The 18,598-nt window shown below is 71.7% G+C and carries 14 protein-coding genes and 1 riboswitch; of the genes, 8 read left to right on the top strand and 6 right to left on the bottom strand.

Annotated elements, in window-relative coordinates; translation table 11 throughout:
• On the top strand, positions 1-898 hold an 898-nt coding region (locus VGX25_RS34150), incomplete at its 5' end, for an SbcC/MukB-like Walker B domain-containing protein (RefSeq protein ID WP_326922117.1).
• Here the strand turns inward: VGX25_RS34150 and VGX25_RS34145 are convergent.
• The 3 genes from VGX25_RS34145 to VGX25_RS34135 form a co-directional block, all read right to left on the bottom strand.
• A complete protein-coding gene (locus VGX25_RS34145; RefSeq protein WP_326922116.1) occupies positions 875-1,396 on the bottom strand; it encodes a methylated-DNA--[protein]-cysteine S-methyltransferase in 522 nt (173 codons plus the stop codon). The two genes, VGX25_RS34150 and VGX25_RS34145, sit on opposite strands and share 24 nt — an antisense overlap.
• On the bottom strand, positions 1,393-2,874 hold the full coding sequence (locus VGX25_RS34140) for an AlkA N-terminal domain-containing protein (protein ID WP_326922115.1): 1,482 nt from the start codon (positions 2,872-2,874) through the stop codon (positions 1,393-1,395). Before VGX25_RS34140 ends, VGX25_RS34145 begins: the two co-directional genes overlap by 4 nt.
• A 118-nt stretch (positions 2,875-2,992) precedes the next feature.
• On the bottom strand, positions 2,993-6,223 hold the full coding sequence (locus tag VGX25_RS34135; protein ID WP_326922114.1) for a S8 family serine peptidase: 3,231 nt from the start codon (positions 6,221-6,223) through the stop codon (positions 2,993-2,995).
• A gap of 233 nt (positions 6,224-6,456) precedes the next feature.
• On the opposite strand from VGX25_RS34135, the gene ychF reads away from it, so the two are divergent.
• The 4 genes from ychF to VGX25_RS34115 all read left to right on the top strand — a co-directional run bounded on the left by ychF (position 6,457) and on the right by VGX25_RS34115 (position 12,243).
• A complete protein-coding gene (gene ychF / locus VGX25_RS34130) occupies positions 6,457-7,536 on the top strand; it encodes a redox-regulated ATPase YchF (RefSeq protein ID WP_326922113.1) in 1,080 nt (359 codons plus the stop codon).
• Positions 7,537-7,585: 49 nt separating this feature from the next.
• Complete coding sequence (locus tag VGX25_RS34125; RefSeq protein ID WP_326922112.1) at positions 7,586-7,969, top strand: YciI family protein; 384 nt, start codon at positions 7,586-7,588, stop codon at positions 7,967-7,969.
• Positions 7,970-8,098: 129 nt separating this feature from the next.
• Positions 8,099-10,882 (top strand): SIR2 family protein, encoded by a 2,784-nt coding sequence (locus VGX25_RS34120; protein ID WP_326922111.1) that lies wholly within the window; start codon positions 8,099-8,101, stop codon positions 10,880-10,882.
• A 200-nt stretch (positions 10,883-11,082) separates the two neighbouring features.
• Complete coding sequence (locus VGX25_RS34115) at positions 11,083-12,243, top strand: alkaline phosphatase PhoX (RefSeq protein WP_326922110.1); 1,161 nt, start codon at positions 11,083-11,085, stop codon at positions 12,241-12,243.
• A 272-nt stretch (positions 12,244-12,515) separates the two neighbouring features.
• Here the strand turns inward: VGX25_RS34115 and VGX25_RS34110 are convergent, their stop codons facing one another.
• On the bottom strand, positions 12,516-12,815 hold the full coding sequence (locus VGX25_RS34110) for a 4a-hydroxytetrahydrobiopterin dehydratase (protein WP_326922109.1): 300 nt from the start codon (positions 12,813-12,815) through the stop codon (positions 12,516-12,518).
• Positions 12,816-12,839: 24 nt separating this feature from the next.
• A riboswitch (TPP riboswitch) is annotated at positions 12,840-12,953 on the top strand.
• Positions 12,954-13,110: 157 nt separating this feature from the next.
• Here VGX25_RS34110 and VGX25_RS34105 point away from each other — a divergent pair.
• Genes VGX25_RS34105 through VGX25_RS34095 form a run of 3 tightly spaced genes read left to right on the top strand, consistent with a single transcriptional unit; the run spans position 13,111 to position 16,711 of the window.
• Entirely contained in the window at positions 13,111-14,148 is a 1,038-nt protein-coding gene (locus VGX25_RS34105; RefSeq protein ID WP_326922108.1) for a thiamine ABC transporter substrate-binding protein, read from the top strand.
• On the top strand, positions 14,124-15,704 hold the full coding sequence (locus VGX25_RS34100; protein ID WP_326922107.1) for an iron ABC transporter permease: 1,581 nt from the start codon (positions 14,124-14,126) through the stop codon (positions 15,702-15,704). Before VGX25_RS34105 ends, VGX25_RS34100 begins: the two co-directional genes overlap by 25 nt.
• Entirely contained in the window at positions 15,704-16,711 is a 1,008-nt protein-coding gene (locus tag VGX25_RS34095) for an ABC transporter ATP-binding protein (RefSeq protein WP_326922106.1), read from the top strand. Before VGX25_RS34100 ends, VGX25_RS34095 begins: the two co-directional genes overlap by 1 nt.
• A 3-nt stretch (positions 16,712-16,714) precedes the next feature.
• On the opposite strand, the gene VGX25_RS34090 is transcribed toward VGX25_RS34095, so the two are convergent.
• Positions 16,715-17,590, bottom strand: coding sequence for an ABC transporter permease subunit (locus tag VGX25_RS34090; protein WP_326922105.1), 876 nt, complete (start codon positions 17,588-17,590; stop codon positions 16,715-16,717).
• On the bottom strand, positions 17,587-18,598 hold a 1,012-nt coding region (locus VGX25_RS34085), incomplete at its 5' end, for an ABC transporter ATP-binding protein (protein ID WP_326922104.1). The genes VGX25_RS34085 and VGX25_RS34090, both read right to left, overlap by 4 nt.

Genomic DNA, 18,598 nt, shown 5'->3' with positions numbered 1-18,598 from the left:
GCGCGCGGTCGTGGCCGAAGCCGTTGCGGCGGCGGGGTTCGCCGACGTCGAGGAGGCCCGTGCCGCGGCCCGGTCCGAGCCCGCGATGGCCGACCTGGAGCGGCGGCTGTCCGACGCGGAGCTCCGGGAGGCGGCCGCGCGGCGGGTGCTCGAGGAGCCCGACCTCATCGGCGTGGACCCGGATCTCGAGGTGGACCTGCCGGCGGCGATCCGGGCGGCGGCGTCGGCGCGGGAAGCCGCGGAAAGCGCGGTGGCCGTGTCCCGCGCGGCGGCTCGGCGCGCGCGGGAGATCGCCGGGCTGGCCGACCGGCTGCGGGCGGCGTGGCGGGAGCTGGCGCCGCTCGAGGCGGAGTTCGCCGAGCTGTCCGCCCTCACCGACGTGGTCAACGGCCGCGGCCAGAACGTGCGGCGGATGTCGCTGCGGTCCTACGTGCTCGCCGCCAAGCTGGAGGAGGTCGCGGCCGCCGCCACCGCGCGCCTGCGCCGGATGAGCCATGGCCGGTACTCGTTCGTCCACTCCGACCAGGCCGGCCCGCGCGGCACCCGCGGCGGCCTCGGGCTCGACGTGCTCGACGACTACTCCGGCCTGGTCCGCTCCGCCAAGACGCTGTCCGGCGGCGAGACGTTCCTCGCCTCGCTGGCACTGGCCCTCGGCCTCGCCGACGTCGTCACCGCGCAAACCGGCGGCGCGCTGCTCGACACGCTGTTCGTCGACGAGGGCTTCGGCGGCCTCGACCCCGACACCCTCGACGAGGTCATGGACACCCTCGACGAGCTCCGCGCCGGCGGCCGCGTCGTCGGCCTGGTGTCCCATGTGGAGGAGCTGCGCCAGCGCATCCCGATCCGCCTGCGCGTCCGCAAGTCGCGGACCGGCTCAGTACTGGAGCTGACCGCCTGACGGCGCCTCGTGGTCCAGCAGCCAGCGCTTGGTCTCCAGGCCCCAGCGGAAGCCGCCGAGCGAGCCGTCCGAGCGCAGGATCCGGTGGCACGGCACGAAAAGCGCCGCGGCGTTGCGGGCGCAGGCGGCCGCGGCCGCGCGGATCGCGTCCGGCCGCCCGGCCAGCGCGGCGAAGTCCGTGTAGCTGGTCGGCTTGCCCGGCGGCACCGTGCGCAGAACCTCCCAGGCGCGCTGGATGAACTCGCCGGAGGCCTGCCGCACGGGGATGTCGTCGATGGCCGACAGCTCCCCGTCGTGGTACCGCCGAACGGCGTCGGTCACCGGGCCGAGGTCCGGGCGGGCGCGCACCTCCGCGGGCCGCAGACCGGGCGCGACCACCGGCAGCAGCAGGTCGAGCGACGCGGTCCAGCCGGCCGCGAGCACGGTGCCGTCGCCGGCCACGACGGCCGTGAACGGGCCGATTGGAGTGTCTATAGTGGACGAAGAGGCGATGCTCACGAGGTGCTCCTGAGGGTCGAGCCGCTTGCCCGCCACAGGTGCATCCCGGCGTAGGAACGCCAGGGGCGCCAGGCCCGGGCGCGGGCTTCCAGTGTGTCTATATCGGACGGTAAGGACAGGGCGCGGGCGCCGTTGCGGAGGGCGACGTCGGTGCTCAGCAGCACGTCGGTGGCGCCGAGGACGCGCATCTGAACGTAGCCGGCCGTCCACGGGCCGACGCCGGAGAATGACTGCAGGGCAACGGAAAGCTCGGCGGGGTCGGCGCCGACGTGGACGTCGAGGTCACCCTCGGCGAGGGCGCGGTTGACCTCGAGCACGGTGGCGATCCGGCGGCGCGGTCCGGTGAGCACCTCGGCGCCGCGCTCGGTGATCGCGTCCGGGGTGGGGAACAGGCGGGTCAGGTCGCCGTCCGGCGTCTGCAGCGGCTCGCCGAGCGCCATGGTCAGCGCGCCGAGGGCGGTGCGGGCGGCGGCCACGGAGATCTGCTGGCCGATCAGCGCGCGGGTGACGATCTCCGCGGCGTCCACGCTGCCGGGCAGGCGGATGCCCGGGGTCCTGGCCACCGAGCCGGCCAGGGCGGGGTCGGCGGACAGCAGCTCGTCCACGGCGCCGGGGTCGGCGTCGAGGTCGAGCAGGCGCCGCAGCCGGGACACCGCGCTGCCGAGGTCGCGCATGTCGGTCAGGCGCAGCGTGCAGTCGACGTGACCGTCGGCCGGGCGCAACCGGGCCGTCCCGACGCCGTGCGGCAGCGCCAGCGTGCGCCCGTACGAACCGTCCACAACGGACTCCACGCCCGGGATCGCCCTGGCGGCAAGGAAGTCGAGCAGCCCGGCAGCGTCGAACGGCGGGCGGTAGGCGAGTCTCACGGTCAGCTTGCCCGCGGTGGGGGCGGCGTGGCGGGCCCGCCGCTTGGCGGCCATCCGCAGGTCCGACGGGGTCACGCCGAACACCGCGCGGATCGTGTCGTTGAACTGGCGGACGCTGGCGAAGCCGGCGGCGAACGCCACGTCGGCGAACGGCAGCGTGGTCGTCTCGATGAGCATCCTCGCCGAGTGGGCGCGGTGCGCGCGGGCCAGCGCCAGCGGGCCGGCGCCGAGCTCGGCGGTCAGCACCCTGGTCAGATGCCGCTCCGAGTAGCCCACGCGGCGGGCAAGGCCGGGCACGCCCTCGCGCTCCACGATCCCGTCGGAGATCAGCCGCATCGCGCGGCCGGCCAGGTCGGCCCGCAGGTTCCACTCGGGCGAGCCGGGCACCGCGTCCGGCAGGCAGCGCCGGCAGGCCCGGTAGCCGGCCTGCTGAGCGGCCGCGGCGGTGGGGTAGAACTCCACGTTGCGGCGCTTCGGGGTGATCGCCGGGCAGGACGGCCGGCAGTAGATCCCTGTGGTCCGCACGGCCAGGATGAACTGGCCGTCGAACCGCGTGTCGCGGGCGGCCACGGCCCGGTAACCCTGCTCGACATCGATCAGCACGACGTCCATGCTGCCAGCGCGGGTGGACCCTGGCTGGCAGTATTCGGACACGAGTGTCGCGCAAGGATGAAGGCCACCTTCGTGGCGGTGACCGCGACGAAGGTGGCCTTCATGCCGTTGCGAGCCCTTACGACACGTTCTGCACGATCACGTCACCGGAGCCCACCAACACGTTCGTGTCGGTGCGCACCTCGACGTTGCCGAGCAGCACGCGGCCCGACGTCGGCGCCGTGCCCGCGGTCACCGTGCCCGACACCGTCCACTGTGTACCGGATCCGCGCACCGCGTTCGCGTCGGTCACGGCCACCGCGCCGAACGCGGGGTTGGTGAACACGTCCAGGTAGTTGTACGTCGTGGTGCCCGCCGGCACCGCGAACCCGTCCACCAGGACGACCCACACACCCGCGTTGACGGCGCTGGTGATGGTGACCTCTTCCTCGGAGTCGCCGTCGGCGCTCGAGCCACGCTGCACGCACGTACCGGTGCTGCAGTCGAACACGAACAGGTCGAGATCCGCCGCCGGGTCGGACGTGCCGCCGATCTTGGCGCGGAGCCTCGTCGTGCCCGGCGTCACCTGGATCTGGAACTGCTGCTGCTCCAGGTTGGCGATGGTCGGGGTGGCCATCCGGGCGCTGCCCAGCGGCGTCCCGGTGGCCCGTCCGGTGAACGTCCCGAACGAGTTCGTCAGCGTGTACTGCCGGTTGACCGGCACGCCGAGCTGAGCGGACGGGATGACGTCCGGGTTCGGCTCGACCTTGGCGCCGAGCGCCGCCGCGGAGATCGTGTACGGGGCGAACGCCACGTCGGACGTGCGCCTGGCCTCGATCGCGATCTCCCAGACACCCGGCGTCGGGTTGGTCGCCGTCCGGCTGGTCGGCGTGCCGCCCACGCACACCCCGCCCGGCGAGACCGGCGGGTTGTAGCAGTACAGGCTGTTGGTGGTCGCGCCCTCGGCCGCCACACCGACCGGGTGGAAGCGCAGGAAGCGGATCTGCCCGGCGCCCGGCGCCGTGCCGCCGCCCTGCAGGTCCACCTTCAGCGCCGGCGTGTTCGGCGGCACCCGGACGAAGTGACTGGTGACCTGGTTACGCCCGATCGTGCCACCGTGCTGGACCATGAACCCGTTCTCCGCGGTGAGGTCCTCGGCCGCGACCACCGTGTTCAGCGTCTGGTGCTCGATGCCCGTGGTGAGCGGGCTGTCCAGGTTCATGATCGCCGAGTGGACGCCCACCGTGCGCGGGTTGATCTGCACGCGGAACTTGACCGCGAAACCCTTGCGCAGCGTGATCGCCGTCGGCGAGCTGAACGTGCCGTCGTTGCCGACCCAGCTCACCCGGTAGGTGATCGGGCCGTCCGGGCCGGAGTTGCGGACGAACGTGTAGTCCCGGCTGTACCGGTCGCCGGCCCGGACACCCTCGCGGTCGTGGATGCCGACCCCGACGCCTGGCGTGGCCAGGAACGGCGACAGCAGCGTGTTCACCGGCACCTTGCCGGTGATGTCGTCGATCCGGATGTTCGCCTGCAGCAGGTTCCACGCCCGATCCACGTTGATCAAGCCGTTGCCCTGCTCGTAGGCCTGGTAGCCGGGGATGAACCGGGCCGACGAGGTGATGGCTCTGCGCAGCTGGGCCGCCGAGTGCTGCACGCCCCGGGCCCTTGCCGCGCTCACCAGCAGCGCCGCGGCGCCCGCGGTCTGCGGCGAGGCCATGGACGTGCCGTTGAACATGCCGTAGCCGGGCGGCAGGGTCATCGCGCCGGCAACCGGCTGGCCCGGTTGCCAGGTCGGCACGGTGGACGTCGCCGAGCCGGGCGCGACGATGTTCGGCTTGAACCCGCCGTCCTCGGCCGGACCGCGCGACGAGAACCCGTGCAGGTGCTCCTCGCCGGTCGCGTCCGAGCCGTAGTTGCGCTGCCAGCTGGCCTTGGTGATGTACGAGCCGGCGGCGATCACCTTCTGCGTCACGGCCGGGTCACCGACGGTGTTCACGCCGGAGCCGTTGTTGCCGGCCGAGAAGAACATCTGCACGTCGAACGTGTCGATCAGCTCGTTGTACAGCGCCGCGCGGGCGTTGTTGGCGTCGTTGAGCTGCGGCAGCCCGCCGATCGACATGTTGATCACGTCGACGTTGGCGTCCCTGGCCGCGTAGATCATGCCCTCGATCAGCGCGTGCGAGGTGCAGCCCTCGACGAACAGGCAGACCCGGACCGACACCAGCTTGGCGCCGGGGGCCGCGCCGCTCATCCGGCCGCCGAACAGGCTGTTGCCGGCGATGATGCCGGCCACGTGCGAGCCGTGCGCGCCGGACACGACGCCGATGCTCACCGAGTTGTTGGCGGCGTCGACCTGCACGACGAACGGCATCGACTCGCGGATCGGGGTGGCCGGGTTGTCCGTGCCGAACTCGCCGATGTCGTTGCGGACCTTGTACTGCAGCATCGCCTTCTCGTCGGCGAAGCTGAGGTTCTGGTTGGCGTCCACCCACACCTGGTTGCTGGTCGTGTCCCAGAGCACGCCGAACAGGCCGCTGCTGCCCGGCGGGTTGCCGTCGCGGTTGGCGTCGTTGCCCATCTCGGCGCCGAAGCGCGGGTCCCGCTCGTTGAACGTGCCGAACCGGAACGTGCCGCCGCCGGGAGGAAGCGTGTAGTTGGCCGGCACGGTGGTGCTGGTGAGCACCCAGGTCGGGTCGTTGTCGTTGTTGACGCCGTTGGTGAAGCCACCGTCGGTGAAGGTCACCCATTCGGTGATCTTGCGCTCGCCGGTGCTCGTGGTGTTCAGCGACGGGTGGCCGAAGTCGATGCCGGTGTCCAGCACGCCGACCGTCACGCCGCGGCCGTCCCAGGTCGGGTGCGCGTCGACGAACTGCGCGGCGCCGGTGTCACCGGTCGGCATGTAGGCGTTGACCCGCGGCGTGTTCGCGTCCGGCGGCGGCTGCGGGGTCGGGTCGGCCTGCGCGTCCGGGCGCGGGTCCTCCAGCGGGATGTTCTCGTCGAGGTCGATGGCCTGGACGCCGGACAGCGCGGCCACCTTCTTGACGCTGTCGACGGGCACCTCGGCACGCACGTAGCCGATCTCGTCGGCCCGGTACTCGACCTTGGCGCCGGCCCTGACCAGCTGGTCGACACCCTGCGCGGCGGCCCCGTCCTTCGTGGCGACCAGCACCTTCACGGTCCGCTCGCCGCGCTGCCGCGCCTGGGCGAGCAGCTCCTCGTCGTGCTTTCCGATCGAGACCTCGTCGGGTGCCGGGTCGGCAGCGGCCGGCTGTGACAGGCCGACGAGCGTGACGCTGGCGATCGCGGTCGTGAACGCCATCCCGACGGCGATCCGGCCACGGCGTCGCCATTGACGTTGGGACGTCATCCCATTTCCTTCCTCGGATGGGTGAGCGAGCAGCATCGGCGAGCACTCCTCGCCCCGACCGAGGGCCGCGCCGACGCCAACCTAAGCACGCGCCACCTGTATGGGTGAAGTGTCGAAAGTAGGAGGCTCACGGAGTGTTATTGACCTGGGACGGAAGCGCTAGCGTCCATTCGGGCTAAAGCGCTCCAGGGCTCCGCGGATCCACCTCGGCGGCCCACCTAGACTGGCTCGTCGTGAGCTTGACCCTCGGCATCGTGGGCCTGCCCAACGTCGGCAAATCCACCCTGTTCAACGCGCTGACCAACAACGACGTGCTGGCCGCGAACTACCCGTTCGCCACCATCGAGCCCAACGTCGGCGTGGTCCCGCTGCCCGACCCCCGGCTCGACCGGTTGGCGTCGATGTTCGACAGCGCGCGGACCGTGCCGGCCACGGTGTCCTTCGTGGACATCGCGGGGCTGGTCAAGGGCGCGTCCGAGGGGCAGGGGCTGGGCAACAAGTTCCTGGCCAACATCCGCGAGGCCAACGCGATCTGCCAGGTCATCCGCGTGTTCGACGACCCGGACGTGGTGCACGTCGACGGCGCCGTCGACCCCGCGGCCGACATCGAGACCGTCAACACCGAGCTGATCCTGGCCGACCTGCAGACCCTGGACCGGGCGCTGCCCCGGCTGGAGAAGGAGGCCCGCACCCGCAAGGAGGCCCGGCCGGCGCTGGCGGCGGCACAGGCGGCGCGGGCCGTGCTGGACTCCGGCCGGACCCTGTTCGCCGCGCAGGCCGACCTGGACGTCTCGCTGGTCGCCGAGCTGAGCCTGCTGACCACCAAGCCGTTCCTCTACGTCTTCAACGCCGACGAGACCGTGCTGGCCGACCCGGCCCGCCGGGACTCGCTGGCCAAGCTGGTGGCCCCGGCCGACGCGGTGTTCCTCGACGCCAAGGTGGAGGCCGAGCTGCTCGAGCTGGACGAGGCGTCGCGCCGGGAGCTGCTGGAGTCCATCGGCCAGCCCGAGCCGGGCCTGCACGCCCTGGCCCGCGCCGGCTTTCACACCCTCGGCCTGCAGACCTTCCTGACCGCCGGTCCCAAGGAGGCGCGCGCCTGGACCATCCGCCGGGGGTGGACCGCCCCCCAGGCCGCCGGCGTCATCCACTCCGACTTCGAACGCGGCTTCATCAAGGCCGAGATCGTCTCCTACGACGACCTCGTCGCCGCCGGCTCCATGGCCGCCGCCAAGGCCGCCGGCAAGGTCCGCATGGAAGGCAAGGACTACGTCATGGCCGACGGCGACGTGGTCGAGTTCCGGTTCAACGTCTAGCCTGCGGCGGGGTCCACAACGCGGAGATCGGAGTGACGAGTTGAAGTACATGATCTTGATGCAGAGCACCACGAAGGAGTGGGAGTCGCTCGGGGAATGGTCGCCGGACGCCGTCAGGCTGATGGTCGACCACATGAACAAGCTCAACGACGAGCTCAAGAGCTCCGGGGAGCTGGTGGACGCGCAGGGGCTCGGCGGGCCGCAGCACGCCAAGATCGTGCGGGCCGGGGCGGGCGGCGGCCCGGTGGTCACCGACGGGCCGTTCCCCGAGGCCAAGGAGTTCCTCGCCGGCTTCTGGATCGTCGACGTGGCGACGCCGGAGCGGGCCATCGAGATCGCCGCGCGGGCCTCGGCGTGCCCCGGCCCCGACGGGAAGCCCGGCGACGGCCCGGTCGAGGTGCACCCGGTGATGGACGGCCCGCCGGTGGATTGACGATCCCGCGGTAACGGCGGTGGCCGGTCCGCCGATTGGACGGGCAGTTGACGCGCGGTTCGTCGTCGGCTATGACGACCGTGAGGAATTATCAGCTCTGTACGTCGCCTGCACGTTTGGACTGCGTCGATGCCGAACTTTCCAATCGGGGACGAAGTCGCGCTCCGCTCCCGGTTGCTCTACCTGTTGAAGGAGAGCGAGAAGCCGATCGCCTTCGTCGTGGGGTCCGGCCTCACCGTGGGCACCGTGCCGGGCGTCGGAGAAATGGTCACCTCCATGCGGAAGAGCCTGGAGGATCCGGACGACATGGCGCGGTTCGACGCGGCCGTGAACCAGACCGTTCCCTCGCAGCGGTATCAGAAAGCGGCCGAGTTCATCTTCCTGAACCGGGGCCAGAAACTTCTCAATCGGATCATCCGCTTATCGGTGTTGCGGGCGTGCGCGGACGTGTCCGTCGCCGAGAAGCGGCAGGTGGTCGACATCGAGGAGACGCTCAAGAATCTCGAGCTCGAGGCGTCCTGGCGGATGGACAAGGGCGTCAGCGCGCTCGGCCGGCTGCTCACCGCGATGCCCGCCGACATCCGCGGGCCGGTGCTGACCACCAATTTCGACCCCCTCATCGAGGTGGCGGTGCGCAACGCCGGCGGGACGCCGCACACCCAGGTGCTCGACGACGACGGCAAGATCGAGGCCGCCAGCCTGCCGGGCGCGATCACGATCGCGCACATGCATGGGCTGTGGCGGCGCGGCGACACACTGCACTTCCAGCACCAGCTCGATCGCGAGCGGCCCATGCTCGACGGGGCGATCCGCAGCGCGCTGGCCGGCCACGCGGTCGTCGTGCTCGGTTACGGTGGTTGGACCGACATCTTCACCAAGTCGCTGATCGAGCGGACGAAAGAGCGCGACTTCATGGGAATGGAGTTGCTCTGGGGGTCGTATTCCACGCTCGCTTCCGGCGAGGAAAGCATCGGGGTCCTGTCGGCCATCGGCGGGTCGAACTCGGTGTCGGTGTATCAGGGAATCGACGCGAACATCTTCCTGCCGTATGTCACCGGAATGCACCTGGACCGGGTCGGCCGCGTGCCGCTGTCCGGGGTTCTGGACCGCTGGACCCATGTCACCTCGCGGTTCCTGCAGCTGCGGTCCGAAACCCCGACGGTCGAACACCGGCTCCGGTTCTTCGACGGGGTGCAGCCCGACTGGCGCGCCGCGATGGATCCGGACGTGCCGAAGCTGTCGGCCGTCGGCCGGTTCCTGGCGAAGGTCCGCGACGAGCTGCGCCAGCGCACCAGCGGGCTGGTGCTGCTCACCGGCCCCATGGGCGAGGGGAAGTCGATCGCGCTGCGGCAGGCGGTGGCGACGCTGGCCACCGGCGAGGATCGGGACGCCTACAGCATCTACTGGCGCGAGCCGGGCGGGTTGCTGAACCCGGGCGTGATCGACTCGCTGCCGCGCGACGGGCGCAAGCACCTGCTCTGCTCCGACGAGGCCGACCTGCTCGTGGAGGCGATCGTCCGGCTCGCCGACGTGCTGTCCGGGCGCGACGACATCTTCCTGCTGCTGTGCGCGCAGGAACGGGATTGGCGGGAGCGCGGCGCGTTCGCCCGGATCAGCCACACCAAGGTCGTCACGGTGTCCGGGATGAGCGAGCCCGACGCCAGGGCCCTGATCGGGGCCTGGGAGGCGTGCGGTGAGCGGGGGCTGGGCGACCTGTACCGGTTCGACCCGGCCAAGCGGCTCGAGGTCGTCCTGTCGGCGGCCCACGACGCCGTGGTCGGCACCGACTCGCTGATCGCCGCGATGCTGTCGCTGCGGTTCGGGACGACCGTGCAGGACCGGGTCGCCGACCTGCTGTCGAGGCTCGAGCAGCGTCCGGTGGTGGGCGCGCTGTCCCTCGCCGAGGTGTTCCTGATGATCGCCTACGTCGACCTGCACACCCGGGACGGCGGGGGCTACGCGCTGTCCCGGCGGATCCTGGCCCGCACCATGGGTGTCGACGAGGACGCGATCGAGTACCTGGTCGTGCAGCCGCTCGGCAAGGAGGCCGCGGTGGTCGCGCACGGCGGCTACATCTACACCCGGCACCGCTCGATCGCCGAGGCCGCGATCTCGGTGGCCCGCCGGGACCGGCCGAAGACCCTGCACGCCGCGCTGCGGGCCGTGGTGACCGGCGCGGTCCTGGACGCCAAGGAGCGCAACGCCTTCGCCGAGGACCACCACGCCGTCGCCTACCTCGGCGGGAAGGTCGACGACATCGACGAGGCGTTGATCATCATCGACACCGCGATCGCCGCCGACCCCAAGCGGCTGGCCTACCGCAACGAGCGGGTCCACCTGCTCCGCAAGACCGACCCCGAGGCGGCCTACGCGTACGGGCTTGAGGTCTACCGGTCCATCTCCTCCTTCGACCCCAACTCCTCCGTCGCCGTCTTCCTCGTCGAATGGGGCGTCGCCGCCGGCAAAGCCGACCGGCCCACCGAGAACGTCTGGCTGGCCCTCGCCTCGCTGGTCGGCCCGCACGGTCGCATCACCAACGACAGCTTCGTCGAGTCCCCCACCACCGGCGTCGCGCGGTCCCTCCACGGGCTCGCCGAAGGCCTGACCGCCATCCACCGCGCCAAGGGCGACAAGACGCTGCTCCTCGGCATCGCCGCCATCGCCAAGATCGTCCTGAACATCTCCAACGACGGCACCGACATCCGCTTCGCCAAAATGCACGCCGCCTACGCAAAGCGCAACAAGGTCGAACTCACCGCCCTTGGCGGCAAAGACGGTTCCGACACCGACCTCGTCGCCTACCTGGAAAAGGCATTGTCAAAGCTCCCCGTCCCGCCGGAGTACGCGACGATGCTCGACGAGACCAGCCACACCCTCCAACCACTCCGCGACTGGATCAAACACAACGACTGAGGCTGCCGGGCACGAGGACTCCGCTCAGCGCGGCAACACGAAGCCCGGTCGAACAGCTCGATCAGGGTGTCCCGCCGGCCCGGGTGCAACGTGTGCGCCGCGGCCCGACCACCCCGCTCATCCGAACGGACCCTAGGACAACCCGCCGAGATCCGGTGTCATAGGACTCACCTGCACACCGATCGTGAGGAGTCGGACTCGTGGAGCGTCGCAAATTCCTGAGGGTCGCGGTCGTCGGGGCAGCCGCCGCGGCCTTCGGCGGGGCGTCCTGGCAAGAGGCGTTCGCCGCCGCCGCGCAACCAGGGCCGAGCCCGTACGGACCCCTGCAACCCGCCGACGCCAACGACATCCTGCTCCCGTCGGGGTTCAGCAGCCGGGTCGTCGGGCGTACCGGCCAGCGCGTGGCCGGCACCTCGTACCTGTGGCATCCCGCGCCGGACGGCGGGGCGTGCTTCCCCGACGGCAGCGGTTGGGTCTACGTGTCCAACAGCGAGGTCCCGCTCGTCGGCGGGACCAGCGCGGTCCGGTTCAGCTCCACCGGGCAGATCACCGGCGCCTACCGGATCCTCGGCAACACCAACGTGAACTGCGCCGGCGGGGCGACGCCGTGGAACACCTGGCTGTCCTGCGAGGAGGTCGACTGGGGACGGGTGTTCGAGACCGACCCGTTCGGCAACACCGGCGCGGTGGCCCGCACGGCGATGGGCCGGTTCAAGCACGAGGCCTGCGCGGCCGACCCCGACCACGGGTTCATCTACATGACCGAGGACGTTCCCGACGGGTGCTTCTACCGGTTCCGGCCGAACACCTGGGGCAACCTGTCCAGCGGCACCCTCGAGGTGCTGTGCGGCCCGAACGAGCAGACCAGCGGCCCGGTGACCTGGCGGCGGGTGCCCGACCCGGACGGCTTCCCGGTCACCACGCGCAACCAGGTGTCCGGGGCCAAGCGGTTCAACGGCGGCGAGGGCTGCTACTACGCCGGCGGCACGTGCTGGTTCACCACCAAGGGCGACAACCGGGTCTGGGCCTACGACGCTGACGCCTCGGCGATCGACCTGGCGTACGACGACTCGCTGGTGGTCGGCGGCGGGGCCCCGCTGACCGGGGTGGACAACGTGACCGGCAGCTCCAGCGGTGACCTGTTCGTCGCCGAGGACGGCGGCGACATGCAGATCTGCCTCATCACGCCGGACGGGATCGTGGCACCGTTCCTGCAGGTGCAGGGGCAGAGCGGCTCCGAGATCACCGGCCCGGCGTTCAGCCCGGACGGGTCGCGGCTGTACTTCTCCTCGCAGCGCGGCACCGCGGGCAACGTGTTCGGCGGGATCACCTACGAAGTGACCGGCCCCTTCCGCCGCTGAGCCACACTTCGAAAGCGTCGCTGGAATCGAAAGTGTCACTGGAAGCGTCGCTGGGGTCGAAAGTGTCGCTGGAAGCGTCGCTGGGGTCGGCCAATCTTTGGCGAGGGCGGCCGCCACACGACGACAAGGGCAGGGGCGAGGAACGAGCCCCTGCCCGCAGGCGTCGTCAGCCGACCACCCACGACACCAACCCCCCACCCCGGCCCGCAATCACCCAAGCAACCCGACCCAAGGCCGCTCGCCGAAGGCGACCGGCGGTCTTGCCCGAGCTATTAGGTACTGCGGATCGCTTCGATCACCCCGTCGATCTCCTCGGCCAGCGAGACGTCCAGCGGGGTGATCCCACCCGCCGAGTGCGTGCTGCACCGGAACGTCAGCGTGCGCCAGCGGATGTCGATGTCCGGGTGGTGGTTGTCGCTCTCGGCGATCTCCGCCACCCGGTTCACCACCTGAATCGCCTGCGGGAAGCTGTCCAGCTCCACCACGCGCTTCAACGCGCCCTCGTCCTTCGTCCACTCGGGCAGCCCGCCGAGGGCCTTGCCCAGGTCCTGGTCGCTCAGTAGCTCCGGCATCCCACCATCCTGACGGGTAGCATCGCGCATTGCCACGGGAGTCCGGTGCAGCGCCGGGCTGAGAGGAGGGCTCGCAGCCCTCGACCGTTCGAACCTGATCCGGGTCATACCTGCGCAGGAAGGCTGGAGGATGAAGCGCGGCACCCAAGGTGACCACCGAGCGCGCCCTGCCGAAGGCACGCGATCGCGATGGCAGGGCTCGAAATCGATTTGTCTGGCGTTGTCCCTCGCGCCCTGCCGGCGCGATCGCGTAGCGCGCAGAGCCGCGTAGGTACAGCAGGGAGGGAGGAAACACATGGGCAGGCTCGCGGTTGCCGCGGTCGTGCTGGCCACCGTCGCCGGGTGCTCGGTGTTCGGCGGGGACGACGAGAGCCCGGGTGATCGCCGGGTCGTTCTGGTGACGCACGACTCGTTCACGATGAAGCAGGAGGTCCTCGACGAGTTCCGGACCGGTTCCGGGATCACGATCGAGGTACGCAAGACCGGCGACGCGGGCGCGTTGACCAACCAGCTGGTGCTCACCAAGGCCAACCCGCTCGGCGATGTCGCGTTCGGAGTGGACAACACGTTCGCCTCGCGCACGTTGAAGGAGGGCGTGTTCGCCGCCTACCGCAGTCCCGAGGCGGACAAGGGCCCGCGGCGCTACGCGGTGGACGGCACCGACCGGCTCACCGCGGTGGACGTCGGCGACGTGTGCCTCAACGTCGACCCGGCGGCGCTGGCGGCAAGGGGCGTCGCGGAGCCGGCAAGGTACGAGGATCTCACCGATCCGAGGTACCGGGACATGCTCGTCGTGGAGGATCCGGCCACCTCCTCGCCGGGCCTTGCGTTCCTGCTCGGCACGATCGCCCACTTCGGACCGCAGGGCTGGCCGGACTACTGGGCCAAGCTGAAGGCCAACGGGGTCAAGGTGGTCAGCGGCTGGGAGGAGGCCTACACCCAGGACTTCTCCGGCTCGTCGGGCAAGGGGCCGCGCCCGGTCGTGGTCTCCTACGGATCCTCGCCGGCCGCCGAGATCGGCCAGGACGGCAAGCCGCGCACCAAGGCGTTGCTGTTCACCTGTTTCCGCCAGGTCGAGTACGCCGGGGTGCTGGCCGGCGCCCGGCATGCCGATGACGCCAAGAAGGTCGTGGACTTCCTGCTGTCCCAGCAGTTCCAGTCGAACGTCGCGGAGCAGATGTTCGTCTACCCGGCCCGCGAGGACGTGTCGCTGCCGGCGGCGTGGCAGGGCGTGGTGCTGCAGCCGAGCAACCCGGGCACGCTGCCCGCGGCGGACATCGACGCCAACCGGGAGCGGTGGATCGACCAGTGGCGCTCGGTCGTCCAGGGCTAGCGCTCGCGCTCGCGCCGGTGCCGCTGGGCTTCCTCGCGGTGTTCTTCCTCTGGCCGGTGGCGGCGATCCTGCGGCGCGGCCTGGCCGCCGGTGGTGTGCTTTCGGTGCTGGGCAAGGAGGAGACCTGGACGCTGGTCGCGTTCACGCTCGGTCAGGCGGCCGCGTCCACGGTCATCGCGCTGGGCGCGGGCCTGCCGGTCGCCTTCCTGCTCGCCCGCAGCCGGCTGCCCGGCCTCGCCTTCGTGCGGGTCGCCGTGCTCGTGCCGTTCGTGCTGCCGACCGTGGTGGTGGGTCTGGCGTTCCGCACGCTCATGCCGGCCGGCGGGGTGCTGCCGATCGTGCTGGCCAACGCGTTCTTCAACGTCGCGGTGGTGGCCCGCACGGTGGCCGGCCTCTGGTCGCATGTGGACAGACGGGCGGAGGACGCGGCCCGGACGCTCGGCGCGTCGCCGCCGCGCACGTTCACGGCCGTGACGCTGCCCGCGTTGGCTCCCGCGATCGGGTCCGCGGCCGCGGTGGTGTTTCTGTTCTGCGCCACCAGTTTCGGGGTGGTCCTGGTGCTCGGTGGGGCGCGCTACCGCACCCTGGAGACCGAGATCTACCTGCGGACCGTGGAGTTGCTTGACCTGCCCGGTGCGGCCGCGCTCTCGCTGCTGCAGCTGGCCGCGGTGGTCGCCGCGCTGAGCGTCGGCGCGGCCGCCCGCCGGCGCCGGGAGACCGCGCTGCGGTTGCGGGGTCGGCAGGAGACCGCCCGCCGGCCGAGCGGGGGCGAGTGGGGCGTGGTCGCCGTGGCCTACGGCGTGGTCGCCCTGCTGCTGGTGCCGGTCGCGGTGCTGGCGTTGCGTTCGGTGTCGGGCTGGAGCCTCGACGGCTACCGGGCCCTTGCCGGCACCGGGTTTCCCGGCACGCTCCAGGTGTCCGGGGTGGACGCCGCGGCGAACTCGGTGCGCGCGGCCACCGATGCCACCCTGCTCGCGATGACGCTCGGGGTGGCGGCGAGCATGGTGCTGGTGGCCCTGCGCCGCGGCCGCCTGGTGGAGACGCTCGACGCCGCGCTCATGCTGCCGCTGGGGGTGTCCGCGGTGACCGTCGGGTTCGGCTACCTGATCACGCTGGACCGGCTGCCCGGCGACCTGCGCACCTCGGCCGTGCTGGTGCCGCTGGCCCAGGCCCTGGTGATCACGCCGCTGGTCATCCGGATCGTGCTGCCGGTGCTGCGCTCGATCGACGAGCGGCTCCGCCAGGCCGCGGCCACGCTGGGCGCGGGGCCGTGGCGGGTGTGGCGGGAGGTGGACGTGCCGCTGGCCGGGCGGTCGCTGCTGAGCGCGGCCGCGTTCGGCTACGTCGTCGCGCTCGGCGAGTTCGGCGCGACCAGCTTCCTCGCCCGCCCGGACACCGCGACGCTGCCGGTCGCCATCGGCCGGCTGATCTCCAGGCCGGGAGAGCTGAACAACCAGATGGCCTACGCGGCCTGCACGGTGCTGATGCTGGTCACGGTCGCGGTCGTGCTGCTGGTCGAGCGGCTGCGGGTGCCGGGCGCGGTGGGGGAGTTCTGATGGCGCTGTCCGTGCGCGGCCTGACCGTACGCTACCCGGCGATCATCGCGGTGTCCGATGTGGACATTGAGATCTCCGACGGCGAGGTGCTGGCGCTGCTCGGTCCCTCGGGCTGCGGGAAGTCCACGCTGCTGCGCGCGGTGGCCGGGCTGGAGCGGCCGGACGCCGGCACGGTGTGCTGGGACGGCGCCGACCTGGCCGCGATCCCGGTGCACCGCAGGGGTTTCGGGCTGGTCTTCCAGGACGGTCAGCTGTTCCCGCACCGCGACGTGGCCGGCAACGTGGCGTTCGGGCTGCGCATGCGCGGCGTCGACAAGTCCACGCGAGACGCCCGGGTCGGCGAGCTGCTCGCCCTGCTCGGCCTGGACGGCTACCAGCACCGGCGGATCACCGAGCTGTCCGGCGGTGAGCAGCAGCGGGTGGCCCTGGCCAGGGCGCTGGCGCCGCGACCGAGGCTGCTGCTGCTCGACGAGCCACTGTCCGCTTTGGACCGTGCGCTGCGCGAGCAGCTGGCCATGGACCTGGCGCACGCCCTGCGGGTGTCCGGAACGACGGCGCTGGTCGTGACGCACGACCACGACGAGGCGTTCACCCTCGCCGACCGCGTGGCGCTGATGCGCGCCGGCCGGATCACGCAGTCCGGCCGTCCCGAGGAGGTGTGGCGCGCGCCGGCCGACGAGCCGACCGCGCGCTTCCTCGGCTGCACCAGCTTCCTGCCGGCCACGGTCGCGGCCGGCGTCGCCACCTGCGCGCTCGGCGCCGTCGAGCTGCCAAGGGCGCCCGACGGGCCCGTGCGCCTCGGGCTGCGCCCCACCGCCCTGCGGGTGGACGGGTCCGGCCCGCTGGACGGCGAGGTGCTGGCCAGGGTGCACCGCCGCGACCACGTCCGCCTCGTCGTCCGCCTGGACACCGCGATGGACGCCGTGGCCGGGATCGCCGACGCCCCCGAGGTCGGCGCCAGGGTCCGCCTCCGGCTCGACCCCGACGGACTGGCCGTGCTGTCGTGAGTCCTAGCCGTCCTTGGTGAGCATCCGGGCCAGCGCCAGCCCGTAGCCGATGACCATGTAGCACCCGGCGCGCAGCAGGCCCTCGGTGATGCCGTCGGTCGGCATCGGGTCCCGCATGATGTCCACCAGGGCGAACCAGCTCTGGTTGATCAGGAACGGGTGCAGCCAGTCCAGCGACGAGATCGTGCTCAGCACCCCGAACACGATGATCCCGCCGAGCACCACGGCCATCACGACCAGCGGGTGCTCGGTCAACGTCGAGATCGCCAGGGCCACCGCGGCCACGGCCAGCACCTGCACGGTGACCAGCAGCGCGGCCAGCACGATTCGGCCGAGCGCCGGCCAGAGGTCCAGCGTGCTGCCCGACATGGTCAGCATGCCGTCCCCGCCGAGCAGCAGCAGCCCGGTGAGCACCCCGCTGACCGTCATCAGGGCGACCCCGATCAGCGTCGCGGTGGCCACCCCGAACGCCTTCACCGCAAGCAGCCGGGCCCGGCCGACCGGGGCGACCAGCAGGTTGCGCAGCGCCCCGGTGGACGCCTCGCCGGCCACCGCGTCGGCCGCCCACATCGCGCCCACCATGGGCAGCAGCATCTGCAGCGCCATGAACAGCACGAAGACCGGCAGCACAAGGCCGTTGCCGTCGAGAATCGCGGCGAGCGCGCCCGGCCCGTCCGCGCCGGCCGGCCCCTGCAACTCGCCGCTGGCCGCTACGGCGATGCCGATCCCGGCGATCACCGGAACCAGCGCGAGCAACCCGAGCGCGATCAGCGTCCTGGGCCGGCGCAGCACCAGCCGCAGCTCCGAGCGCAGTATCCGGCCGATCGGCGCCTGGGTGCGCGGCAGCGCAACCGGTCCGGTTGCCGTGAGCGTGGTCATCGCGCCACCTCCCCGTCGAGCACCGCGCCCCACTCGGCGTCCACATCGGACAGACCACCCGGGCCGCTCTGGTCCGCCTCGGTCAGCCGGGCGAACAGCTCCTCCAGCCCGGTGCGCTGCCGGCGGACCTCGTGCACGGCAACACCCGCGTGCACGAGCGCGGCCACCACCTCGGGCGCGCTGGTCGCGGTGAGGTCGATGCGCAGCCCGTCTGGAGTGGACCGAGCGGGAATGCGCTTGTCGCGTAACGCGTCCACGCCCAGCATCACGTCCGGAGTGGACACCAGCAGCGCGTTGTTGCCGGAGTCGAGCAGCTCGCTGAGCGCACCCTGGGCCACCACGGAGCCGCGGTGCAGCACCGCGACGTGCGTGCAGGTGGCCTCCACCTCGGACAGCAGGTGCGACGACACCAGCACGGTGGTGCCGGCCGCGTGCAGCTGCGCGATCACCGCGCGGACCTCCCGCGTGCCCGCCGGGTCGAGGCCGTTGGTCGGCTCGTCGAGCACCACGAACCGGCGCGGGATGAGCAGCGCGGCGGCCAGGCCCATGCGCTGCTTCATACCGAGCGAGTAACCCCGGTACCGGCGATGCGCCGCGTCGGTCAGCCCGACCCGCTCAAGCGCCTCGCCGACCGCGCGCCTGATGTCGCCGGTGGCCAGCCGGGGCTCGGCCGCGGCGCACCGCAGCAGGTTCTCCCGGCCGGACAGGAACGGGTGGAAACCAGGGCCCTCGACCAGCGCGCCGACCTCGGGCAGGGCCGCGGTGGCGCCCTCGGGCAGCCGGTGGCCGAGCAGCTCGACCGTGCCGGCCGTGGGCGTGACCAGCCCGAGCATCATCCGGATCGTCGTGGTCTTGCCGGACCCGTTGGGCCCCAACATGCCGAGCACCGAGCCTTCCGGCACGTCCAGGTCCACGTGGTCGACGGCGACCGTGCCGCGGTACACCTTGCGCAGTCCCCTGGTTCGGGCAGCGACGGGAGCGGGGGTGGGGGGGGGGGGGGGGGGCGCG

This window comes from Actinophytocola sp. (genome assembly GCF_035942955.1).
Lineage (GTDB): Bacteria > Actinomycetota > Actinomycetes > Mycobacteriales > Pseudonocardiaceae > DASYTH01.
The sequence above is the reverse complement of the archived record's forward strand: the minus strand, read 5'-3'. Positions and strand labels throughout refer to the sequence as shown.